This window comes from Pseudomonas sivasensis (assembly GCF_021391435.1).
Lineage (GTDB): Bacteria > Pseudomonadota > Gammaproteobacteria > Pseudomonadales > Pseudomonadaceae > Aquipseudomonas > Aquipseudomonas sivasensis.
The window spans coordinates 1,710,396-1,733,267 of record NZ_CP090029.1 but is presented as its reverse complement, the minus strand read 5'-3'; the positions used below and the strand labels follow the sequence as shown (position 1 = coordinate 1,733,267).

Below are 22,872 nucleotides of genomic sequence, written 5' to 3'. Positions count from 1 at the left end.
AGGCCAAGCGAACCCTGCCCGATCAGCCCACTCCATGACCACGCCAACCCTATGCCCCGCCTGCGGCGCCCGCAACGATTGCACCCTGGCCGACCCACGCACAGCCGACCAGGCCTGCTGGTGCTACAGCCTCACCATCGACCCCGCCGTGCTTGAGGCGCTGCCGGATGAACTGCGCAACAAAGCCTGCCTCTGCCCGCGCTGCGCCCAAGTCGATGAACAGTTGCGTCGCCGCGATGCGAGTTGACCGTTTCCTCAGCAACCTAGCGCAGTTCAATCGCAAGCAGGTGCGTCTGCTATTGGTAGAGCGGCGGGTGAGCGTCGATGGGGTGATCGTCAGCGACCCTCACCATGACGTACGGGAATTCAGCCGCGTGTGCGTTGACGACAACGTGCTACAGGCGGGCAAACCGGCGCGTTATTTCATGCTGCACAAGCCCCAGGGGTGTGTGAGTGCGACCTCAGACCCGCAACACCCCACGGTGCTGGACCTGCTGCATGAGCCGGACAAAGCGGATTTACATATCGCCGGCCGTTTGGATTTCAACACCACCGGCCTGATGTTGATCACCAATGACGGCCAGTGGTCGCGCCGCTTGACGCAACCGACGACCAAGTTGCCCAAGGTCTATCTCGTTGCCACTGAACAGGCCATTGGCGCCGAGTACGCGACCACGTTCGCGGCGGGCCTGTATTTTGCGTTTGAGGACCTCACCACCCAGCCAGCCGAATTGGAGCTGCTGGGGCCGACGACCGCGCGGCTGAGCATCATCGAGGGCCGCTATCACCAGGTGAAGCGCATGTTCGGGCACTTCAATAACAAGGTGATCAGCTTGCATCGCGAACGTATGGGACCGCTTGAGTTGGATGCTGCACTGGCGCCGGGCGAATATCGGCCGTTGACGCTTGAGGAAATCCTCCAGGTCTGATGACCGTTCAGCCGGTGATGGCAAAAACCCATTTATAGGCCTTGCGACATCCCGAGTCTGTGCTTGAATCAAGCTCACCAGTTTAAATATGACTGGCGAGTCGCCTATAACCTCCAAGAAACACCTTGCCCACGCCCGCGCTTTATTCCACGGGCCTTCCAGGCAAACAGCCCGCAATAACAACACCCGTCGGCCAGCCGTCACCGGACCGACATGGGCCTTCATTTTTCAGGCGTATGCCTACCTGTCACAAAGCTCGTGCAGAGTTATCTGCGCGCCCTACCCGCTTGCCAGGAGTCTTACGACATGAGGCCAGAAATCGCTGTGTTGGATATACAGGGTCAGTATCGGGTTTACACGGAGTTCTATCGCGCGGACGAGGCTGAAAAGACCATCATTCTGGTCAACGGCTCAATGGCCACCACGGCATCCTTCGCCCAAACCGTGAAAAGCCTGCACCCGCAGTTCAACGTGGTTTTGTACGACCAGCCCTACGCCGGCCGTTCAAAAATCCATAACCGTCATGAGCAGATGCTGACGAAAGAAGTCGAAGGCCAGATCCTCCTGGAACTCATCGACCACTTTGCCGCCGAGCATGTGCTGTCGTTTTCCTGGGGCGGCGCCGCCACCCTCGTCGCCCTCGCCCAGCGCCCTCGCCGCGTGGAAAAGGCCGTGATCAGCTCGTTCTCCCCGGTGATCAACGCACCCATGCGCGACTATCTGGAGCGGGGTGTCGACTACCTCGGCAACCTTGACCGCGACCGCGTCGGCCACCTTGTTAACAGCACCATCGGCAAACACCTGCCATCGCTGTTCAAGCGTTTCAACTACAAACACGTCAGCAGCCTGGCCGAACACGAATACGGGCAGATGCACTTTCACATCAGCCAAGTGCTCACCAGCGACCGACTGTGCTACCTCAAGGCCGCCAAGGCGATCGATATTCCGGTGCTGTTCCTGAACGGCGAATGGGATGAATACACCAGCGCCCAGGACGCAAGGCAGTTTGGCAACTACGTGGCCAACAGCAGCTTCAGCACTATCCAGGCGACGGGGCATTTTCTGGACATGGAGCATAAGGCAGCGTGCAAGGATAGCCGGGAGGCGGTGGTGGGCTTTTTGAAACCGGAGCGGCAGGTCAGCCGATTGCGTTATCACCAAAGTCAGGCACAGCATGCATTTGCGATTTGAAATGATGATTCATGGCCTGGCTCGTTGTGGCGAAGGATCAGCCGCCTTCGCCGCAACCTGCACATTTTCAAAGAAAAACTTCAAATTCATGTGAACATCTGGTACAAAGTCAGCCGCTCTGAGCGGGTATAGTTTAATGGTAGAACAGTAGCTTCCCAAGCTTCCGACGAGGGTTCGATTCCCTCTACCCGCTCCACTCAGACATAGCACCCACGCCACTATCGTTTTGGCGGGGGATGCCCAAGAAACCGGCCCTTTGAGGCCGGTTTTTTTATGCCCAGGATTTTCTCGTCCGCAAACCTGTACAAATACAAAATTCTGTACAACTATCAACGCTGGAGCGCTGGCACCACGCCTCGCACGATCAAGGAGCCGCGCAATGACGCGTCTGCTGGTTTCACTGTTGCTGGCGTTGAGCTTGGCGAGTTGCAGCCATGTGGAGGTCGATCACTACGCCGACCAGAAGCCACAGCTGGACCTTGAGCGCTTCTTCAGCAAACCCGTCAAGGCCTGGGGCATCTTTGAGAAACGCTCGGGCGAAGTCGCCAAGCGTTTTGAAGTGGATATCGCCAGCCATCGCGAGGGCGACAAATTAATTCTCGACGAGAAATTCCTGTACAGCGACGGCACTCGCCAGCGCCGTGTGTGGACCCTTACGCCCGATGGCCCGGGACGCTGGCGCGGACGGGCCGGTGATGTGGTCGGCGAGGCCATCGGCGAGGTCGCCGGGAACGCGTTGCGTTGGCGCTACCGGCTCAACCTCCCGGTGGAGGGCTCGGTATACGAGGTGAGCTTTGACGATTGGATGTACCTGATGGACGAGGACACGATGATCAACCGGTCGAGCATGACCAAGTTCGGCGTGGAATGGGGCCAGGTCACGTTGTTCTTTCGTCGCCAATAACCCCCAAAGGTAGGGTGAACCATGAATGTACAAAAGCTGACCCAACTGGCCGAGAAAGGTGAATTACGTAGTTTGGAGTTGCTGTCCCTGGAGGGCGGTTTCTATATCGCTCGTGTGAAACTGGATCAGGTCGACATCACATTACTGGACGATAACGGCAAGACACTGCGGCTGCGGTCCAGCACGCATTTGCGCGACCTGTTGCAGGGTGTTCCTCCATTTCCCTGTGTGCTGGTGCAACAGTGCGCCCATGACGAAATGTGTGGCATCCGTGAGGGCGCTATCGGGGCGTTGCGCATTCCATTTTCGCTGGGTGCAACCCTTTAAGATCGTTGCGTGTTTGGCTCTCGTCCCGCTTGGCGTGAGCGCTGCACTCAGTAATCAACGCCCCTCGAAGGCTGGCAGGCAACATCACGACGGCAGACCTCGCACAGGTTCGCAGGGTCGCCAACCTGTCAGCGCGATCAACAAGGTCAGCAGTTGGAACACGATGATCAGCACCACACAACCCGCCCAGCCCCATCGCTCCCAAATCAGCGCAGGGACAATCGCACCGCAACTGCCCCCCAAGTAGTAACACGTGAGGTATACGCCGACGGCACCCGCCTTGTTGTCGCGCGCCGTCGCGGTGGTGAAGGCATTGGCCGCAGCCTGGGCGAGGAACACGCCAGTAGAACTGAGGGCCAGGCCCGTCACGATGCACCACAGAGAGGGCACCAGCGTCAGGGCCGATCCACTGATGCCAAGTACGGCAGCAACCGTCAGCAATTGGGCATGTGGACGCGCCTTGCTCAGGCGGCCGGCGATAGGAATCACAATCAGCGCCAGCAAAAACACCATGTACAGCGTCCCCAAGGCCGCAGACCCAAGGTTGAACGGCGGTAAGCCGAGGTACAAACCTGCGTAGGTAAACGCCGCCACCTGGGAAAACAACACGCAAAAGCCTACGGCGTACGCAGCCAATAACGGTTTGCGAAAAACACTCGTAAAGGAAGCCCTGCCCTGCTCCACTCGCGCACGATTGACGGGCAACAGAAACTGGATAAACCCGCCGACCATCAGGCTCAACACCGCCAGTAACTCAAAGGCTTCACGCCAGCCTACATATTCAGTCATCACCCCCGTGACAAAACGCCCGGCAAACCCGCCCAACACCGTGCCCGCGACATAAAGGCTGGTAACTTCGGTGACGTTGCCACCGCGCCAACGGTCGCCGATGTAGGCCACGCTGGTGGCAAACACCACGGGTATCACCATGCCCTCCACGAAGCGCCACACCAGCACTTCAGCAAAGCTGTCGGCATAGGCGGTCATGAGTGTCGGCCCCGCCAGCAGCAACGCGGCCACGCAGATCACCGTGCGTTGCTCGAAACGCCCGGTCACACGGCTGACAAACGGTGCAGTGATTGCCACGGCCAAGGTAGTCACGGTGATGCTCCAACCCGCTGCGTTGGCGCTGAGATGAAACTGCGCGGCAAAGGTCTGGAGGATGCTCTGGGTCGCATACAGGTTGAGAAATGCCGCACAGCCACACAGGAACAGGGCAAGGCGGGCACAATGCAGACGCGGCTTCATGAAACCTCTCGTTTTATTTTGAAAGGTCTTTATAGAATGGCCGGCAGGTCTGGAACCAATACCGAATTCAGACCGATTGATACCCAAGGATCAGGATGCTCGACCTACGCAAGCTGCGTTACTTTCTGACGGTCGCTGAAGAATTGCACTTCGGCCGCGCAGCCATTCGCCTGCACCTTGCGCAACCACCGCTGACCCGGCAGATTTCAGCGTTGGAAGCGCAGTTGGGTTTCAAACTGTTTGATCGCACCAGCCGCACCGTGACGCTCACCGCGCAAGGCCGGTCGTTCCTGCCCTACGCACGCGGGGTGTTGGAACAGGTGGACTTGGCCCAAGCGATCGCAGACAAATTGGCTGCGGGTACCGCCGGACAACTGTCCGTCGGTTATGCCAGCTCAATCGCCCTGTCAGATCTGTTCAGCCAAGCGATCCAGTCTTTTGCCCGGCAATTTCCGGATGTGCAGCTGACGCTGGTCGAAAGTGCCTCCGGCAGCCTGTGTGCTCAGGTAGCGGATGGGCGGCTGGATATCGGGTTGAGCCGCATGGTGCCGCAACGTCCAGAAGTGCAGGCGCTATCCCTCGCAGAAGAGCGCTTACTGGCGGCAGTGTCCAAAGACAGCCCACTGGCGACTCTGGCCGAGGTCAGCCTGGCGCAGCTCAGTGCCTACCCGTTGATATTATTTCCGGCGGATTATGGCTCGGGGCTCAACCAGTCCATCGAACAGCTTTACCGACACCACGGCGTGCGCCTGCACCTTGGGCCGACTGGGCGGCAGATCACCTCGATCATTGCGCTGGTGGCGGCCGGCCAAGGTGTGGCGTTGGTACCGGAATGCACGCAGAGCTTGATGAACAAAGGCGTGACGTACAGGCCGTTGGTCGAGGGGGATGCTTACGCGCAGTTGTTAGTGTTGACCCCGACTGAAACAAAAAGCGTGCTGGTGGAGGCCTTCCTCAGCGTGATCGCTGGGATCTCCCATAACCGGTAACACCTGCGGAAAACCTCGCCACACCTCACAGGATCGCTAGCCAGATGTCAGTAATGACTGACAGCGGCAATTAACGAGTGTCCCGACAATCCCGGTTGGTCGGCCAGAAATGCGGAACCACAGCCATGCTTGAACCTGGACAAGCCACACCAAAGCCCCTATTGCGCCAAATACTCGGCTGGGTGCTGGTATTACCCCTGCTGATCTCGTTTGTACGGTTGCCATTCCCTCTAGGACTGGTACTGGCACTGGGCGTCATGGCCGGATCGGTCTACGGCTTACGGCTAGCCCATCGTCATGCAACCCGACGAGTCACCCTGTTCGCCTTGATCGTCACCCTGCTGAATGGCATCTCATTGATCGCAATGGGGACAGCTTCACTGCTTAAAGCCGTGTTTTATCTTGTGTGGCTCTACGCGTATCCGCATTACACCAACTGGGTGTACTGGAATTTCTAAGCCCTGAAGAATTCGATCGCAAGAAACGTAGTTTCCAGTGCAGCGCAGGGAGCTACAGTCTCGATCACGTATCGACACGGCCTGACGAGGACCTCAACCATGCCCTACGAATACAAGCTCATGCCCTCCCCAGTCGGCCAACTCACCCTGGTGGCGCGCAATGGCAAGCTAAGCGCCATCCTCTGGGAGACAGAACGCGCCAACCGCGTGCGCCTGGGGGAGTTGCACGAGGCCAACCAGAATCCGGTGCTGCTGGAGACCGAGCGCCAGTTGCAGGAGTACTTCGCCGGCACGCGCAGCACCTTCGAGCTGGAACTGGATTTCAACGGCACCGCGTTCCAAAAGCAGGTCTGGCAGGCGTTGCTCACCATTCCTTTCGGCGAAACCCGCAGTTACAGCCAGATCGCCCGGCAGATCGGCAACCCCAAAGCCGTGCGCGCCGTCGGCGCTGCGAATGGGCGAAACCCGATTTCGATCGTTGCCCCGTGCCATCGGGTCATTGGTGCGGCGGGCAACCTGACCGGATTTGCCGGTGGACTGGAAGCCAAACACTACTTGCTCACGCTGGAAGGCACCGGCCAGGCCCAATTGGCGTTCTAGGATTACGCGACAAAATCGTACACATGTGTTCAGGTGCGCAATTGTAAAAAGAAATTTCAGCGAGCCACTGCGGTCCATCATTTCATCGCCATCTCAATAAGGAACCCGGTCATGAAATTCTCCGCAGTCTCGCAATCCCTGTCTCGCTGGGCTGGCAGCCCGCGCACGTTCTACGCAGCGGTGGCGTTGATCTTGGCATGGAGCCTGAGCGGGCCGTACTTTCACTACAACGACACCTGGCAACTGATCATCAACACTTCGACCACGATCATCACCTTCCTGATGGTGTTCCTGATCCAAAACACACAAAACCGCGACAACGACATCCTGCATATCAAGATCGACGAGTTGCTGCGCGTGTCCAAGGATGCGCAGAACGCCGTACTCAGCCTGGACGGCCTGGACCGCAAAGAGCTGGAAAAACTGCGCCAGGAATACCGCAGCATTGGCAATACCGGCACCGTCAACCTGAACAGCAGTTGCGGCCACGCCGCCGACGACGCGGCGCCCGCCAAAACCGATCTGAATCAAGCATAAAAAAACGGCGGTTGGAGAAGATCCAACCGCCGTTTTTCAATTCAGGTAACGGCTTCAACCGTCACCTTGATGACCTTTACCGTAGGTGGACGCCAAGGCTCGGGCCTTCTGCAGGCGCTCCTCCAATTTGGGCAGTGTCTCATCCACCAACGCTTTTATTTCCGGCACATCCGACGCAGCGCCTTCCTTCTTGAACAGCGCGATGGCGTCTTCGTTTTCCTTGACCTGCTGCGCGGTGTAAGCGGCATCGAACGAGTCACCGTCCTTGAGTTCGGGCATCAGGGTTTCAGCTTTGTCGACGATTTTTTCGCGGGGCGCCACGGGCAGGTCAAGCTTCTTGGCGATAGCCGCCAAGTGCTGGTTGGCCAAGGTGCGCTCGTTGATCACCTCGATGGTGTAGTCCTTGATTTCCTGGGACGAGGTTTTCGCGTGTGCCATGCGGCTGGTCTCGATATCGGCCATGCCTTTGGCAGAAGCCTGCTCGATGAATTCAGCAGGCGACTGGGCGAAAGCATTGCTGGCGCCGAGGCCCAGCAGCATCGCGAAACTGGCGGTGCGTAACCGGATAGCCATGCGGCTCATGATGGGTTCCTCCAGGGCAAAAATAAGTACGGGGAACACACCCCGCCCTGAATTCGAATTTTCAGGGCGGTAAAGGTTTAGAAAAAACTCGCCGGTGCGACGAACGGTCGTCGGCGCATCAAGCGGATTTGCTGGTAAACAGGCCCGGTAACGCATGGGCCAGGGCATTGATGGCGAAGCCGATAAACATCACGCCACAGAGCCTGGTGATGAGGATTTCATGGCGCTGATACACCGTGCGTACGCGCTGGGCGCCGACCACGCCGATCAGGATTGCGTAGGCCAACACACCACCGACGAAGCTCAGGAAGATCAACGCCGGCAGCATCGACCAGGTCAGCAATTCGGCACGACTGGACAGCAACGCCGTAAACGTCGCCACCGCGACTGGATACGCCTTGGGGTTGGTCAAGCCGAACACAATGCCGTGCCAGAACGGATGCCGCGCGGCGCCCTGAGGGGCATCACTGCTGCGACGCTGGGTGCGGATGGCCCGCCAGCCAAGCCAGAACAGATACAGGCCACTGAGCACGCCGAGCACATCGAACGCGCTGCTGCCGACTTCCCGCGCGCCCACAATCGCGACCAACGCCGTACTGCACCACAGCACATCGCCGAGCAAGTGCCCACACAGAAACCCCGCCCCGGCACGACGGCCGCGGGCGGCGCCGATGCCAAACACTGCCAAGACTCCGGGGCCAGGCGTAATACCGTAGATAAAACCCGACGCGAGGACGGCGAGCAGCAGGGATAGGGTCATGGGCGTGACTCAAACAAAGCGTGGGAAGGTGGAGCGATTCTGCACGTTCCTACGCTAAGGGTAAAACCTCATTCCCGAATAGGGTTTGTCGCGGCAAGCCAACAGACGCGAAGCCAGGTCACCGACATGGGCTTCGAGCTTATGACCGTCGGGATCAAGGAAATAGAACGAGGCGCCTTCGCTTCGGTTATCGCGCCACTCCTGCACCTCGGCGGCGCGCAGACGCGAGACCAGCGCAGCGAACTCACTCGATCCGACGGTGAACGCATAGTGGGTGTAATCGGCACCTGGCTTCGACTCGCGTAGCGGATCAAGCGACAGGCATAGCCATAGACCCGGCAATGACAAATAGGCGCCGCTGTCCCAAGTGGCGTCGAGCTTGAGCTGCAACAGCTCATGGTAAAAAGTGACGCTACGACTCAAGTCGGTGATGGCCAGGGTCAAGTGATTGAAGCCTGAGAGCATGTCTTTTTCCTGTTATCTGCGGCCTTCGGACAACATACCCTGCACCTGCCCAATCAACCACTGCAACCCAGAATCCCCTCCCCGTCGCGCATGCCACGCCAGCTCGAAGGCAAACGACGGAATATGAAATGGCGGCGCCACGGCGACCAGATGCTGGTGATCAATATTCAGCAAGCCTCGCGACGATACGGTCAGGATCAAGTCCGTGCCCTCAATCAACTGCGGCGCCACGCCCCAGTGCGGCAGGCTGATCGCCACATGCCGCCGCTGACGAATCGCCGTCAGCGCTCGTTCGATTTCCGGGGTGCCGCTGCCGCGCATTTCCAGCAGCACATGGGGGCGCGAGAGGTAGGTGGGCAGGTCGAGAGAGCCGTCCTGCGGCAGGCTGCTACGGTCCACCAGACAGGTGTAATGCTCGTCGAACAAGGGCGTAGTACGCAGTTCAGCAGGCATATCGGGGAACACGCCAGCGGCCAGGTCAAGGTCGCCATTGAGCACGCCGTCAACCATGCCTTCGCGGCTGGTCTGGATGATTTGCAGGTCAACGCCCGATGCTTCACGGCGCAGTACACGAACCAACCTCGGTAAGAAAATCGCCGCGCTGTAGTCCGACATCGCCACACGAAAACGACGCTTCGCCGATGCCGGATCAAAGCGATTAGGCGCCAGTAGCGCCTGCACCTGCGCCAATGCTTCGGCCAGCGGGGCCGCCAATTCCAATGCGCGGGCGGTGGGCACCAGCGTGCCGCCCTGACGCACCAGCAACGGATCACCCAGCACATCCCGCAACCGCGCCAGCGCATGGCTGACCGCCGGCTGGCTCAGGTGCACGCGCTCGGCGGCGCGGGTGACGTGTTGCTCAATGAGCAAGGCGTCGAGGATCACCAACAGGTTGAGGTCAATACGGCGCAGATCATTCATCAGCTGCATATCCAGCATAAGAATTTGGAATTTAAATTTGATCGACGAATGACCTAGAGTCCAGCAAAACCTCTGGGAGATCCAGCATGACAACGTTGCAGTGGGCAGGTTTATTGGCGCTAGCGGTAATCGCCGGGGCGGTGGTGCCGTTTCAGAGTGCCATCAATGCCAACCTTGGGCGCGGGCTCGGCCACCCGCTGTGGGCCACCCTGGCGTCACTGCTGGTGAGCATGATGGTGTTGCTGCCGGTGATCGTGGCGCTGCGTCTGCCGCTGCCCAGCCTCACGTTTATCGTCAAGGCGCCTCTGTGGATGTGGGCCGGTGGCGCGTTTGGTGTGTGCTTTATCGCTCTGGCGTTGATGCTGCTGCCCAAGCTGGGTGCGTCGGGGTTTATCGCCCTGGCGTTGGCGGGACAGATGCTTGCATCACTGCTGCTCGATCACTTTGGGTTGTTCGGTCTGGTGGAGCGTCAACTGACAACGCCACGGGTGCTTGGGGCGTTGTTGTTGATGGGAGGTGTGGCGCTGATTCAGTTTGGCAACACGTCCGCACGCGCACTGGCAACAGCGAGCTGATCAGCCTTTGGCATCGATTTCAGTGATGTCATCCGGTGCGCAAGGCAACTCACAGTTGCGCGCGGCCACAGCATCAGCAGCGCTCCGCCGCCAGGCGATTGATCTCGCCCTGCTCCACCACCGGTTGCGGCGCGCCATGGCGCACCGCTTGCAACATGGCTCGGCCGACAGTTTCCGTACTCACCACCCAGCCCGGCTTAACCCGACGCACCAACGAAAGCACTGGCCCGAGCACGGAGTAAAACGCTTGATACACCGGCGTCTTAGAGCGCACACCGTGCAGCGGCTGAATGATCCCCGGCCGAAACAGGTACACCGCCTTGAACGGCAAGCGCAGCAACGCGTTCTCGGTCTTGCCTTTGACCCGCGCCCACATCGAATGGCCCGCCTCGGAGCTGTCGGTGCCAGCGCCGGACACGTAGATAAACGTCATCTGTGGATTGAGCCGCGCCAAGGTGCTGGCAGCTACGAGCGTCAGGTCATAGGTGAGGTGGGTATACGTGGTTTCATTCATGCCGGCCGACGACACACCGAGGCAGAAGAAGCAGGCATCAAAGCCTTGCAGCAGGTTTTCCAGGGGTTGGAAATCCAGCATGTCGCTGTGCAATACCTGATGCAGCTTGCCGTGTTCCTGGGTCAGGGGCGTGCGGCCAACGGCGACGATTTCCTGGACATCGGCAGCCAACAGGCATTCACGCAGAACGCCTTGGCCAACCATACCGGTGGCTCCGAATAACAGAACTCTCATAAGGTGACCTCAGCGGCAAGCCGCAAGCTTCATGCTCAAGTTGAATGCATCCAACCTATAGCTTAACGCTTGCGGCTTGAGGCTGCCCCACTCAAAACGCGCTGCGAAAGATCTCCTCAATCTGACGCTGATCCGCGCGCCGTGGGTTGGTCAGGCCGCACGCATCCTTCAACGCATTGGTCGCCAGCAGCGGAATATCCTGCAACTTGGCACCCAGCTCACGCAGGCCCGCCGGAATTTCAACGTCCTGGGCCAGGCTACGAATGGCGGCGATGGCAGCTTGGGCGCCCTCTTCATCGGTGATGCCCTTGATGTCTGCCCCCAGCGCTCGGCCTACATCGCTCAAGCGTTTGGCGCTTACGCTGGCGTTGAAGCTTTGCACATGGGGCAGCAGCACCGCGTTGCACACGCCGTGGGGCAGGTCGTAGAACCCGCCCAACTGGTGAGCCATGGCGTGCACAAAACCCAGGGACGCGTTGTTGAACGCCATGCCGGCGAGGAACTGCGCGTAAGCCATGTTTTCCCGCGCGACCTTGTCACTGCCATCACGGACGGCCAGGCGCAGGTTGGCGCTGATCAGTTCGATGGCCTTGATCGCGCAGGCGTCGGTGATCGGCGTGGCGGCGGTGGAGACATAGGCTTCGATGGCGTGAGTCAGGGCGTCCATGCCGGTGGCGGCGGTGAGCCCCTTAGGCATGCCAACCATCAGCGATGGGTCGTTGACCGACAGCAGTGGCGTGACGTTGCGGTCAACGATGGCCATTTTCACGTGACGGGTTTCGTCGGTGATGATGCAGAAGCGGGTCATCTCGCTGGCCGTGCCGGCAGTGGTGTTGATGGCTACCAGCGGCAGTTGCGGCTTGGCCGATTGGTCCACGCCTTCGTAGTCGCCGATATGCCCGCCGTTGGTGGCGCACAGGGCGATGCCCTTGGCGCAGTCATGGGGCGAGCCGCCGCCCAGCGACACCACAAAATCACACGCACTTTGCTGCAACAGCGCCAGGCCTTTCTCGACGTTTTCCACATTGGGGTTGGGTTTGGCACCGTCATAGATCACCGAGTCGATGTCTTGCATCGCCAGTTTCTCGGCAATCATGCTGGCGACGCCCGCCTTGGCCAGACCGGCGTCGGTGACAATCAGCGCCTTGCGAAAACCGTAGTTGCGGATGGCGTTCATGGCTTCGTCGAGGCAGTCGGTGCCCATGATGTTGACGGCTGGGATGAAGAAGGTGCTGCTCATGGCGAATCCTCGGATAACGTTTCTGCCTCTAGCATCGGCCTCAGTTGTCTGCGGCATCTTGATCAGGATCAACGTCAGCTCGTGATAAAGTCACCGCCCAGCCGATTTCGAGTAGCCCGCCGCAATGAAGGATTTCCAGGATATTGACGCCCACCTTGAAGACTGGAGTGCCCTGCGCAGCACCATCGACTTCACTGGGATTCTGATCGGCAACGGCGCGAGCCGTACGGTTTGGGAAGACTTTGCCTACGACTCGCTGTTCGAAAACGCCCGCACCGTCGAAGAAAAACCCCTCAGCCCATCCGAACTCAGTGTGTTCGACGCCCTGCAAACCCGCAGTTTCGAACAAGCACTGGGCGCGCTGAAAACCACCAGCCGGGTCAACAAGGCCCTGGCGGTCAGCTCGGCGGCGCCGCGTAATCGCTACTACGCGATCAAGGAAGCATTGATCAACACCATCCACGCCGTGCATATCCCTTGGCGCTTGGTGAAGCCATCGACACTGGCGACGATCAACGCGGAGCTGGCCGGTTACTCCACCGTATTCACCAGCAACTATGACCTGCTCAACTATTGGGCGATCCTGCACACGCCGGGCATCGACGATCTGTTCCGCAGCGCCGACGCCAGCTTCGACCTGCGCAACACCCGCACCGACGCCACACGCATCCTGTACCTGCACGGCGGCTTGCACCTGGTGCGAAACCTCGACGGCACCGCACGCAAATTACCCACGACTGACAGCACCTTGCTCAGCAGCTTTGCCATCAACAACACGATCAAGACTCTGGACGATGTGCCGCTGTTTGTCAGCGAAGGCACCGTGCAGGAGAAGCTCAAGACCATCCGCAGTTCGGACTACCTGTCGTTCTGCTATGAGCAGTTGCTGACCTATGAAGGCGCGCTGTGCATCTTTGGGCACGGCCTGGGGCCTCAGGATCAGCACTTGGTGGATGCCATTCGCCAAGCCAATTTGAGCACCCTGGCGATCTCGGTGTCGGGGCGCAGTGACGGGTTTATTCGCCAGCAGAAGCGGCGGTATTCGGAGTTATTTGACAGCAGCGGCGTGGAGCTGAAGTTTTTTGCGGCGCGCACGCATCCACTGGGTGATCCAGCACTCTCAGTACCTGTGGAACGCTGATCAAGCCCGCCTTATCAAACTTAAATAAGTTACTGACTTTAAAGGCTTAAATACCAACCCTTAAGTCTAGAGTCCTGCATGAGTCATTTCAGTCGAGCGCGTTCTTGTAGCGAGCGGGCTTGTCCCGCGTAGGGCTGCGCAGCAGCCTAAAAACCAGGCGCAGAGGAGCGGCGGATACACCGCATTCGTCTTCATCAGGGAGCGCTTCGCCCCTCAACGCGAGACAAGCCCGGCCCGTTGTCGGCCGATGCCTTTCGCGGGTTCTATGGCGGGGCTACCGCGCCCGCGATGCAGACACCTCGGTGTGTCAGTGACCACGACATGATGCAATCGCAGGCAAGCCAGCGCCCACACAAGATCAACTGTACGGATAAATCCGTATCCAGCTGTAGGCCCGCGTTCGACGGGGGTTGTGGCTATATGGGCTTCCCTTGAAGCCCTCTAGATTTCGGTTGCCCCCATGAGCTCGCGCGAAAACACCGGCATGGCCCTCGGCCTGCTGGGCGTCATCATCTTCAGCCTGACCCTGCCCTTCACCCGTATCGTGGTGCAGGAAATCCACCCGTTGCTCAATGGCCTGGGCCGAGCGTTGTTCGCGGCGGTACCGGCGGCGGCGCTGTTGCTGTGGCGCCGTGAGCGCTGGCCGACCTGGCGCCAGGTGCGGGGTTTGTGCCTGGTGATCGCCGGGGTCATTCTCGGTTTCCCGGTGCTGTCGGCGTGGGCCATGCAAACCTTGCCGGCGTCCCATGGTGCGCTGGTCAACGGTCTGCAACCGCTTTGCGTGGCGCTGTATGCAGCATGGCTGTCCCATGAACGGCCGTCGAAAGCCTTCTGGGCCTGCGCCGCATTGGGCAGTGCGTTGGTATTGAGTTATGCGTTGATCACCGGCGCCGGAAGCATCCAGGCGGGGGATCTCTTGATGCTCGGCGCGATTGCCGTGGGCGGTTTGGGTTATGCCGAGGGCGGTCGATTGGCCAAGGAGATGGGCGGCTGGCAGGTGATCTGTTGGGCGCTGGTGCTGTCAACGCCGGTGCTGATCGGGCCGGTGTGGTACTTGGCGGCGCAGCATCAAGGTGCGATTTCCATGCGTACCTGGTGGGCATTTGGGTATGTGTCGCTGTTCTCGCAGTTCCTGGGGTTCTTTGCCTGGTACGCCGGGTTGGCCATGGGCGGCATTGCGCGGGTCAGCCAGATCCAGCTGTTGCAGATCTTCTTCACCATCGCGTTTTCGGCGTTGTTCTTTGGGGAACATATCGAGCCAATTACATGGGTGTTTGCGTGCGGGGTGATTGTGACGGTAATGCTGGGGCGCAAGACGGCGGTGCAACCTGCGCCAGTCCCCAAGCCAAGTGCAGTCTAAATGTGGAAGGGGGCAAGTCCCCTCCCACATTTGAGCAGTGTTCAGGCCAGGTAGCCATCCGCGCGCAGCAGGGTTTCCAGGCAGTGTTCAGTGATGTGGTAGAACGCCTTAAGCTCCTGAACCTTCTCCAGCAACTGCGTATTGTCCACCGGCTCGTTACGCTTGACCGCGAGGATCATCTTGTTCTTGTTGGTGTGTTCCAACGAGATGAACTCGAACACTTTCGTCTCGTATCCACAGGCTTCGAGAAACAATGCTCGCAAACTGTCGGTAACCATTTCCGCTTGCTGGCCCAGGTGTAAACCGTATTGCAGCATCGGTTTGAGCAGCACCGGGCTCTGGATCTGCAAGCGGATCTGCTTATGGCAGCACGGCGAACACATGATGATCGACGCGCCGGAGCGGATACCGGTGTGGATCGCATAGTCGGTGGCGATATCGCAGGCATGCAGGGCGATCATCACGTCCAGCTCGCTCGGCGCCACGCTGCGTACGTCGCCGCATTTGAACACCAGACCCGGGTGTTCCAGGCGCGCAGCGGCGGTGTTGCACAGGGTCACCATGTCTTCGCGCAATTCAACGCCGGTAACTTCGCCTTCGGCCTTGAGGGTGTTGCGCAGGTAGTCGTGGATCGCAAACGTGAGGTAGCCCTTGCCCGAACCAAAGTCGGCGACACGCACCGGTTGATCCAGCTTCAGCGGTGACGAGGTCAGCGCATGGCTGAACACTTCGATGAACTTGTTGATCTGCTTCCACTTGCGCGACATCGACGGGATCAGCGCCTGCTTGGAATCGGTCACGCCCAGATCGGCGAGGAACGGCCGGCTCAGGTCGAGGAAGCGATTCTTCTCACGGTTATGCTCCGCCGAAGGTGCTTCGCGCAGTTGCTGCGGCTTGCTTTTGAACAGCGAGCTTTTGTTCTTCTTGCTGTATTCCAACTGGGCTTCGTCGGTCAGCGACAGCAAGTGCGCATTCTTGAACGACGCCGGCAGCAGCTCGGCAATCGCCGCCACGCCGTCGGCCAGCGGCAAGTTCTTGGTGATGTCACGGGTCTTGTAGCGGTAGACGAAGGACAGGCATGGCTGCTCCTTGACGGTCACCGCCTTGATGATCAGCCGCTGAAGCTCGGCTTCGTCACCGACGTACTTGGCCAGCACCAGCTTGATAAAGGCGTTCTGCGCAAGGCTTGTGCTCAACAGTTCGATGAACTGGGCGTGATGATCCGGCGCAGGGCGGACAGGTTGAGCGGTGACGGACATGAACAAAAACGCCTCGGGCTGGGAATGCCGGGCATTTTAGGGGGGATAGTCCACCAGGGCACGGAGTTATTTGACCAGTGGTCACCGCAGACTCAAATGTGGGAGGGGGCTTGCCCCCGATAGCCGTGGATCAGTTGGAACATCGTTGACTGACACTCTGCAATCGGGGGCAAGCCCCCTCCCACATTTTCAGCCAGTGGCGGCGGGACTATTCCAGTACGACCAGCCGGTTTGGCAGTTCATTGCGGGTCTGCGTTACCGGCACATGCACCTTCAGCAATTCACCGCATGCATCGATACACGCAATAAACCCAGCCAGCGTCTGCCCCTGTTTCACCTGCTGGGTAAACGCCCTGACGATCCCATCCCAATGACTGTCATCCAGGCGGCTGGAGATGCCATCGTCCACCAGGATTTCCACATAACGCTCCGCCTCGCTGACAAAAATCAGCACCCCGGTACTGCCCAGCGTGTGGTGCAGGTTCTGCTCCAGAAACTGCCGGCGCGCCAGGTTGGAAGCGCGCCAGTGCCGCACGGAGCGCGGGATCAAGCGGGTCGTGACCTTGGGCAAGCGGAACACCAGGCACAACACGATGAACGTCGCCCATTGCGCCAGCAGCAAGGTGTACATGGTCAGGTAGCCGGACAGGTAATGCACCACACCCGGCACCACCAAGGCGATCAAGCTGGCCCACAACAAGGGGATGTAGGCGTAATCGTCGGCACGCGCGGCCAGCACGGTGACCAACTCGGCGTCGGTCTGTTGCTCGACCCGGGCAATTGCCTCAGCGACTTGGCGTTGCTCGTGTTCAGTCAGTAATGCCATGGTTGTACATGCTCTTTTCTAGTTATTGTCATCACCAGCCACCTGAAGCACCGCCGCCGCCGAAGCCGCCACCGCCGCCGCGAAAACCACCGCCACCGCCTCCCCCGCCGCCGCCGCGTCCACTGCTGCTGAGAATCGCCAGCAGGATCGCGCCCACCGGCAGGCCCATACGGTTGCACAGCCACAACACGCCAATCAGCAGGATAACCAGGCCGATGGAAAACCCGGGATTATCCTTGGCAAAATTGGCATCCGCCACATGGGCCGGTACCGCCAATGGCTCACCGCCCACCACCTGGATCATCGCGGCCACCCCGTCGCTGATGCCCTGGCTGAAATTGCCGGTTTTGAATTTGGGGGTGATCACCTGGTTGATGATCACCCAGGACTGCGCATCGGTCAGCACGCCTTCCAGGCCGTAACCGACTTCGATGCGCAATTTGCGCTCATCGCGGGCGACGATCAACAGCGCGCCGTTGTCCTTGCCCTTCTGGCCAATGCCCCAGTGGCGCCCCAGTTGATAACCGAAGTCTTCAATAGGCACGCCTTGCAGGTCAGGCACGGTGACCACCACGATCTGGTCGCCGGCGGTTTGCTCCAGCGCCTGCAACTGCTGGGACAACTGCGCGCGCACCGCCGGGTCGATCATCTGGGCGTTATCGACCACCCGTCCGGTCAACTCCGGGAAGGTCAGCGCTGCCTGGGCCACGCCCACGCAGGCCAGCAGCCACAGCGCCAGCCCTATCCGTAATAAGCGCATCGGCTTACTTGAACTTCACTTGCGGTGCTTTATCGGCATCGGCACTGGTGGCTTCAAACGTTTGGCGGATCGGCAAGTCGCTGTACATCACGCTGTGCCACAGACGACCTGGGAAGGTGCGGATCTCGGTGTTGTAGGCCTGCACGGCCTGGATGAAATCACGACGGGCCACGGCGATACGGTTTTCGGTGCCTTCAAGCTGGGATTGCAGGGCCAGGAAGTTCTGGTTGGCCTTGAGGTCCGGGTAGCGCTCGGACACCACCATCAAGCGGCTAAGCGCGCCGCTCAAACCGTCCTGGGCTTGCTGGAACTGTTTGAGTTTCTCGGGATTGTCGAGGGTGCTGGCGTCGACCTGGATCGAGGTGGCCTTGGCCCGCGCTTCGATTACGGCGGTGAGGGTGTCTTGTTCATGGGCAGCGTAGCCTTTGACCACTTCCACCAGGTTAGGGATCAGGTCGGCGCGGCGTTGGTATTGGTTCTGCACCTGGCCCCACGCGGCTTTGGCCTGTTCGTCCAGGGTGGGGATAGTGTTGATGCCGCAACCGCTCAGCACCGTGCTGATCAATAGCAAAGCTGCGGCTTTGAAGCCCCAGCGGTAACTTTGTGCTGCTTGCATGGTGTCTCTCCTGAGCAATCTTGATGGAATTTGACGACTGACCCTATAAACCGCGCGCTTGGGGCATAATCCGCTCCCACTACTGGATTGCATCGAATCATTCAGCTAAAAAGATGCCCAGCGCAAATAAGAGTTCAGAAGTGTGGTGCATTTTCTGCAATAACACTCGAACAACAACATATGTTCCCCACATTTTGGCAGAACAGCGCATGTTTGCTGTGCAGTGAGCCGAAAAAGGATATTCATGAAGAAGCTGTGTTTGCTCGGCCTTGTTGCCACGCTGGCCACCCACCCCGTCTGGGCAGAAACAAAGCCTGCTGCGCTTAAAGACAAGGACGCCTTCGTCAGCGACCTGCTCAAGCAGATGACCCTCGATGAGAAGATCGGCCAATTGCGCCTGATCAGCATCGGCCCCGAAATGCCCCGCGAGCTGATCCGCAAGGAAATCGCCGCCGGCCGCATCGGTGGCACGTTCAACTCCATCACCCGCCCGGAAAACCGTCCGATGCAGGACGCGGCCATGCGCAGCCGCTTGAAGATCCCGATGTTCTTCGCCTATGACGTGATCCACGGCCACCGCACCATCTTCCCGATCAGCCTGGCCCTGGCCTCCAGCTGGGACATGGACGCCATCGGCCGCTCAGGGCGCATCGCTGCACAGGAAGCCGCCGCTGACAGCCTCGACATCACCTTCGCGCCGATGGTCGACATCTCCCGCGACCCACGCTGGGGCCGTACCTCCGAAGGTTTCGGCGAAGATACCTACCTGGTGTCGCGAATCGCCGAAGTCATGGTCCGGGCCTTCCAGGGCGCCAGCCCCGCAAATGCCGACAGCATCATGGCCAGCGTCAAGCACTTCGCCCTGTACGGCGCGGTGGAAGGCGGCCGCGACTACAACGTGGTCGATATGAGCCCGGTCAAGATGTACCAGGACTACCTCCCGCCGTACCACGCGGCGATCAAGGCCGGCTCCGGCGGCGTGATGGTGGCGCTCAACTCGATCAACGGCGTGCCTGCCACTGCCAACACCTGGCTGATGAACGACCTGCTGCGCAAGGACTGGGGCTTCAAAGGCTTGGCCGTCAGCGACCATGGCGCGATCTTCGAACTGATCAAGCACGGCGTGGCCAAGGACGGGCGTGAAGCCGCGAAGCTCGCGATCAAGGCCGGCATCGACATGAGCATGAACGACTCGCTGTACGGCAAGGAATTGCCTGGGCTGCTCAAGTCCGGTGAGATCGAACAGAGCGACATCGACAACGCCGTGCGCGAAGTGCTCGGCGCCAAGTACGACATGGGCCTGTTCAAGGACCCGTACCTGCGCATCGGCAAGGCCGAGGATGACCCGGCAGACACTTATGCCGACAGCCGCCTGCACCGCGCCGAGGCCCGCGATATCGCGCGCCGCAGCCTGGTATTGCTGAAAAACCAGAACAACACCCTGCCACTGAAAAAATCCGCGACCATCGCGCTCGTGGGCCCACTGGCCAAGGCGCCGATCGACATGATGGGCAGCTGGGCCGCTGCCGGTAAGCCGGAACAATCGGTGACCCTGCTCGACGGTTTGAATGCGGTCATCGGCGAGAAAGGCAAGATCATCTACGCCCGTGGCGCCAACATCACCAACGACAAGGCCGTGGTGGACTACCTCAACTTCCTCAACTTCGATGCCCCGGAAGTGGTGGATGACAAGCGCGCACCGCAGGTGCTGATCGATGAGGCCGTCAAAGCGGCCAAGGATGCCGACGTGATCGTCGCGGCCGTGGGTGAGTCACGTGGCATGTCCCACGAATCGTCGAGCCGCACCGACCTGAACATCCCGCAAAGCCAGCGCGACCTGATCAAGGCGCTCAAGGCCACCGGCAAGCCGCTGGTGCTGGTGCTGATGAACGGCCGCCCGCTGTCGATCCTGGAAGAGAACCAACAGGCCGACGCGATCCTGGAAACCTGGTTCGCCGGCACCGAAGGCGGCAACGCCATCGCCGACGTGCTGTTCGGTGACTACAACCCGTCGGGCAAGCTGCCGATTACGTTCCCCCGCTCCGTGGGCCAGATTCCGACCTACTACAACCACCTGACCATCGGCCGGCCGTTTACCCCAGGCAAACCGGGCAACTACACCTCGCAGTACTTCGATGACACCACCGGGCCGCTGTTCCCGTTTGGTTATGGCCTGAGCTACACCACGTTCAGCCTGTCGGATATGGCGCTGTCGTCCACCACCCTGAACAAGACTGGCAAGCTCGACGCCAGCGTCACGGTGCGGAACACCGGCAAGGTCGACGGCGAAACCGTGGTGCAGATGTATATCCAGGACGTCGCGGGTTCGATGATCCGTCCGATCAAAGAACTGAAGAACTTCCAGAAAATCATGCTCAAGGCTGGTGAAGAGCGCACCTTGCACTTCACCATCACCGAGGAAGACTTGAAGTTCTACAACACCCAGCTCAAGTACGCGGCGGAACCCGGCGAGTTCAATGTGCAGATCGGCCTGGACTCCCGGGATGTGCAGCAGCAGACGTTCGAACTGCTCTAACGCCTGACACGGTCAAACAATATGGGAGGGGGCTTGCCCCCGATTGCGGTGTACCAGCCAGCAGATCTGGAGCTGAGTCATCGCTATCGGGGCAAGCCCCCTCCCACATTTGATCTCAGTGTTCTTGCTAGCCGCGTCGGTCCAGCACGTTCACCACCAACCGATCAATCCACCCCCACACCCGCTGCTTCACCCGCCGCCACAACGGTCGCGCCTTCCAAGCATCCAGGCTCACCGCCTGACTCTGGGCAAAATCCCGTTCGAAACTGCCTTCGACCGCCAGCGTCAATTCCGGGTCCAACGCTTCAAGGTTGGCTTCCAGATTGAAGCGCAGATTCCAGTGGTCGAAGTTGCACGAGCCGATGCTGACCCAATCGTCCACCAGCACCATTTTCAGGTGCAAAAAGCACGGCTGGTATTCAAAGATCTGCACGCCCGAGCGTAATAAGCGTGGGTAATAACGATGCCCGGCGTAACGCACCGACGGGTGATCAGTACGCGGGCCGGTGAGCAGCAAACGCACATCTACCCCACGCCCTGCCGCCCGGCGCAAGGCACGGCGCACGCCCCATGTGGGCAAGAAATACGGCGTGGCCAGCCAGATTCGTGTCTTGCTGCTGTTGAGCGCGCGGATCAGCGATTGCAGGATGTCGCGGTGCTGACGGGCGTCCGCATACGCGACGCGGCCCAGTCCCGGGCCGGTCGCTGGTACTTTGGGCAGGCGCGGCAAGCCGAAATGGGTGGCCGGTTTCCACTCCCGGCGCGCCACGTTGGCGTGCCATTGGCGATCGAACAGCGCCTGCCAATCCAGCACCAGCGGGCCGCTGATCTGCACCATCACTTCGTGCCATTCGGCGGTGTCTTCGCCCGGCGTCCAGAATTCATCGGTGACGCCTGTGCCGCCGACCACGGCGATATTCTGGTCGATAAGCAGCAGCTTGCGGTGGTCGCGGTACAGGTTGCGCATCCAACGGCGCCAGCTCAGGCGATTGTAGAAACGCAGCACCACACCGGCATCGGTCAAACGCTTACGCAGTCCCAGAGTGAACGCGAGACTGCCGTAGTCATCGAACAGGCAACGCACCAGCACGCCACGTTCGGCGGCGAGCACCAAAGCCTGCACCAGCGCTTCGGCGCACGCGCCCGCCTCCACCAAGTACAACTCAAGATCCACCTGGCGCTCAGCGCGGGCAATGCCCACGAGCATTTGTGGAAAGAAATTCGGTCCGTCGATCAACAACTCGAAACGGTTGGCGCTGCGCCACGGGAACACCGCGCCGCTCACGTCAGCGCGCCGTAAAAATCAGCACCGCACCCACCGGCACCGACAAGCTGATCGACTTGAGCCCCGCCGCTTCACGCAATGCCGCCACACCCGGTGCCAGGTCGAAGTCCTCGGCGTGCAACACCACAGGTTCCAGGGTCACCACCTGGAAACGCCGGTCATCCAGGCGCGTGGCCAGGAGTTCTGCGCTGTAGGTCTGGGTTTTGCCGTGCAAGGTGACGTTCAGCGGCAGGCGCAATTCCAGTTGCGCGCCGGGGGCCAGGTCATTGATCGGTTGCAGGTTGATCTGTGCACTGATCAGCGCATCAGGAAAAGTCTTGATCTCGAAAAGCTGATTGCGCATGCGCTCGTCACGCAGCGGGATGCTGCTGTTGACCGACTCCAGCTCCACTTCCAATTGCGCCGCGCCCTTGCTGTCGACCTTACCGTGCAGCACCAGGAAGCGATGGACTTCAGCGATCTCGGTGTTTTTGGTGGTGACGAACGACAGGCGCGAGGACTCGTTGTCCAGGTACCAATCGGCGTGGGCGGGTACGGCGGCAGCGACCAGCAGGGCAAAGGCCAGGGGTTTGATAACAGACGCGTTGAACATTAAGGACTCGTGGGGAAAAAACC

General features: G+C 59.9%; 26 protein-coding genes and 1 tRNA gene. 14 read left to right on the top strand and 13 right to left on the bottom strand.

Annotated elements, in window-relative coordinates:
* Positions 1–34: 34 nt before the first annotated feature.
* The 6 genes from LRO94_RS07755 to LRO94_RS07730 all read left to right on the top strand — a co-directional run bounded on the left by LRO94_RS07755 (position 35) and on the right by LRO94_RS07730 (position 3,351).
* Positions 35–247 (top strand): cysteine-rich CWC family protein, encoded by a 213-nt coding sequence (locus LRO94_RS07755; RefSeq protein WP_179179412.1) that lies wholly within the window; start codon positions 35–37, stop codon positions 245–247.
* The gene (locus LRO94_RS07750; protein WP_122755720.1) at positions 237–929 is read left to right on the top strand and encodes a pseudouridine synthase; all 693 of its coding nucleotides are present in this window, start codon (positions 237–239) and stop codon (positions 927–929) included. The genes LRO94_RS07755 and LRO94_RS07750 overlap by 11 nt, the downstream gene beginning before the upstream one ends.
* A gap of 306 nt (positions 930–1,235) precedes the next feature.
* Complete coding sequence (locus LRO94_RS07745) at positions 1,236–2,120, top strand: alpha/beta fold hydrolase (RefSeq protein ID WP_095184060.1); 885 nt, start codon at positions 1,236–1,238, stop codon at positions 2,118–2,120.
* 122 nt (positions 2,121–2,242) lie between these two features.
* Positions 2,243–2,316, top strand: a tRNA-Gly gene (locus tag LRO94_RS07740).
* A gap of 183 nt (positions 2,317–2,499) precedes the next feature.
* Complete coding sequence (locus LRO94_RS07735) at positions 2,500–3,024, top strand: DUF3833 domain-containing protein (protein WP_032888513.1); 525 nt, start codon at positions 2,500–2,502, stop codon at positions 3,022–3,024.
* A gap of 21 nt (positions 3,025–3,045) precedes the next feature.
* The gene (locus tag LRO94_RS07730) at positions 3,046–3,351 is read left to right on the top strand and encodes a DUF6482 family protein (RefSeq protein ID WP_179179413.1); all 306 of its coding nucleotides are present in this window, start codon (positions 3,046–3,048) and stop codon (positions 3,349–3,351) included.
* A gap of 84 nt (positions 3,352–3,435) precedes the next feature.
* Here the strand turns inward: LRO94_RS07730 and LRO94_RS07725 are convergent, their stop codons facing one another.
* Positions 3,436–4,599: an MFS transporter gene (locus LRO94_RS07725; RefSeq protein WP_179179414.1), complete on the bottom strand. Its 1,164-nt coding sequence runs from the start codon at positions 4,597–4,599 to the stop codon at positions 3,436–3,438.
* A gap of 95 nt (positions 4,600–4,694) precedes the next feature.
* Here LRO94_RS07725 and LRO94_RS07720 point away from each other — a divergent pair, with 95 nt between their 5' ends.
* The 4 genes from LRO94_RS07720 (at position 4,695) to LRO94_RS07705 (ending at position 7,183) form a co-directional block, all read left to right on the top strand.
* A complete protein-coding gene (locus tag LRO94_RS07720; protein ID WP_179179415.1) occupies positions 4,695–5,588 on the top strand; it encodes a LysR family transcriptional regulator in 894 nt (297 codons plus the stop codon).
* A gap of 125 nt (positions 5,589–5,713) precedes the next feature.
* Positions 5,714–6,046: a hypothetical protein gene (locus tag LRO94_RS07715; RefSeq protein ID WP_032888505.1), complete on the top strand. Its 333-nt coding sequence runs from the start codon at positions 5,714–5,716 to the stop codon at positions 6,044–6,046.
* 99 nt (positions 6,047–6,145) lie between these two features.
* The gene (locus LRO94_RS07710; protein ID WP_179179416.1) at positions 6,146–6,646 is read left to right on the top strand and encodes a methylated-DNA--[protein]-cysteine S-methyltransferase; all 501 of its coding nucleotides are present in this window, start codon (positions 6,146–6,148) and stop codon (positions 6,644–6,646) included.
* A 111-nt stretch (positions 6,647–6,757) separates the two neighbouring features.
* Entirely contained in the window at positions 6,758–7,183 is a 426-nt protein-coding gene (locus LRO94_RS07705) for a low affinity iron permease family protein (protein WP_032888502.1), read from the top strand.
* Positions 7,184–7,237: 54 nt separating this feature from the next.
* Here LRO94_RS07705 and LRO94_RS07700 read toward each other — a convergent pair whose 3' ends face one another.
* From LRO94_RS07700 to LRO94_RS07685, 4 genes are all read right to left on the bottom strand, one after another.
* Positions 7,238–7,765 carry a DUF4142 domain-containing protein gene (locus LRO94_RS07700; protein WP_005785958.1) on the bottom strand — a complete coding sequence of 176 codons (528 nt, stop codon included), beginning with the start codon at positions 7,763–7,765 and terminating at the stop codon, positions 7,238–7,240.
* A 118-nt stretch (positions 7,766–7,883) separates the two neighbouring features.
* The gene (locus tag LRO94_RS07695) at positions 7,884–8,525 is read right to left on the bottom strand and encodes a LysE family translocator (RefSeq protein WP_179179417.1); all 642 of its coding nucleotides are present in this window, start codon (positions 8,523–8,525) and stop codon (positions 7,884–7,886) included.
* Positions 8,526–8,579: 54 nt separating this feature from the next.
* Positions 8,580–8,990 (bottom strand): fosfomycin resistance glutathione transferase, encoded by a 411-nt coding sequence (gene fos, locus LRO94_RS07690; RefSeq protein WP_122680227.1) that lies wholly within the window; start codon positions 8,988–8,990, stop codon positions 8,580–8,582.
* Positions 8,991–9,002: 12 nt separating this feature from the next.
* Positions 9,003–9,920, bottom strand: a complete 918-nt coding sequence (locus LRO94_RS07685) for a LysR family transcriptional regulator (protein ID WP_407692692.1) — start codon at positions 9,918–9,920, stop codon at positions 9,003–9,005.
* A 77-nt stretch (positions 9,921–9,997) separates the two neighbouring features.
* Here LRO94_RS07685 and LRO94_RS07680 point away from each other — a divergent pair, with 77 nt between their 5' ends.
* Positions 9,998–10,486, top strand: coding sequence for a DMT family transporter (locus LRO94_RS07680; RefSeq protein WP_095184055.1), 489 nt, complete (start codon positions 9,998–10,000; stop codon positions 10,484–10,486).
* A gap of 73 nt (positions 10,487–10,559) precedes the next feature.
* Here LRO94_RS07680 and LRO94_RS07675 read toward each other — a convergent pair whose 3' ends face one another.
* On the bottom strand, positions 10,560–11,234 hold the full coding sequence (locus tag LRO94_RS07675) for an NAD(P)H-binding protein (protein WP_179179419.1): 675 nt from the start codon (positions 11,232–11,234) through the stop codon (positions 10,560–10,562).
* 91 nt (positions 11,235–11,325) lie between these two features.
* Positions 11,326–12,474, bottom strand: a complete 1,149-nt coding sequence (gene yiaY, locus LRO94_RS07670; RefSeq protein ID WP_095184053.1) for an L-threonine dehydrogenase — start codon at positions 12,472–12,474, stop codon at positions 11,326–11,328.
* Between the two features lie 124 nt (positions 12,475–12,598).
* On the opposite strand from yiaY, the gene LRO94_RS07665 reads away from it, so the two are divergent.
* Positions 12,599–13,615 (top strand): DUF4917 family protein, encoded by a 1,017-nt coding sequence (locus LRO94_RS07665; protein WP_179179420.1) that lies wholly within the window; start codon positions 12,599–12,601, stop codon positions 13,613–13,615.
* A 460-nt stretch (positions 13,616–14,075) separates the two neighbouring features.
* Entirely contained in the window at positions 14,076–14,975 is a 900-nt protein-coding gene (locus tag LRO94_RS07660) for a DMT family transporter (RefSeq protein WP_032888485.1), read from the top strand.
* Positions 14,976–15,016: 41 nt separating this feature from the next.
* Here LRO94_RS07660 and LRO94_RS07655 read toward each other — a convergent pair whose 3' ends face one another.
* The 4 genes from LRO94_RS07655 to LRO94_RS07640 form a co-directional block, all read right to left on the bottom strand.
* Positions 15,017–16,234: a class I SAM-dependent methyltransferase gene (locus tag LRO94_RS07655; protein ID WP_179179421.1), complete on the bottom strand. Its 1,218-nt coding sequence runs from the start codon at positions 16,232–16,234 to the stop codon at positions 15,017–15,019.
* 208 nt (positions 16,235–16,442) lie between these two features.
* Positions 16,443–17,060: a TPM domain-containing protein gene (locus LRO94_RS07650; protein WP_032888481.1), complete on the bottom strand. Its 618-nt coding sequence runs from the start codon at positions 17,058–17,060 to the stop codon at positions 16,443–16,445.
* 31 nt (positions 17,061–17,091) lie between these two features.
* Positions 17,092–17,820, bottom strand: coding sequence for a TPM domain-containing protein (locus LRO94_RS07645; protein WP_122752608.1), 729 nt, complete (start codon positions 17,818–17,820; stop codon positions 17,092–17,094).
* Between the two features lie 4 nt (positions 17,821–17,824).
* Positions 17,825–18,436: a LemA family protein gene (locus tag LRO94_RS07640; protein ID WP_095184049.1), complete on the bottom strand. Its 612-nt coding sequence runs from the start codon at positions 18,434–18,436 to the stop codon at positions 17,825–17,827.
* A 244-nt stretch (positions 18,437–18,680) separates the two neighbouring features.
* On the opposite strand from LRO94_RS07640, the gene bglX reads away from it, so the two are divergent.
* A complete protein-coding gene (gene bglX, locus LRO94_RS07635) occupies positions 18,681–20,972 on the top strand; it encodes a beta-glucosidase BglX (protein WP_179179422.1) in 2,292 nt (763 codons plus the stop codon).
* Between the two features lie 127 nt (positions 20,973–21,099).
* Here bglX and LRO94_RS07630 read toward each other — a convergent pair whose 3' ends face one another.
* A complete protein-coding gene (locus LRO94_RS07630; RefSeq protein ID WP_122764898.1) occupies positions 21,100–22,257 on the bottom strand; it encodes a phospholipase D-like domain-containing protein in 1,158 nt (385 codons plus the stop codon).
* Position 22,258: 1 nt separating this feature from the next.
* The gene (locus LRO94_RS07625; RefSeq protein ID WP_032888323.1) at positions 22,259–22,849 is read right to left on the bottom strand and encodes a YceI family protein; all 591 of its coding nucleotides are present in this window, start codon (positions 22,847–22,849) and stop codon (positions 22,259–22,261) included.
* Positions 22,850–22,872 lie beyond the last annotated feature (23 nt).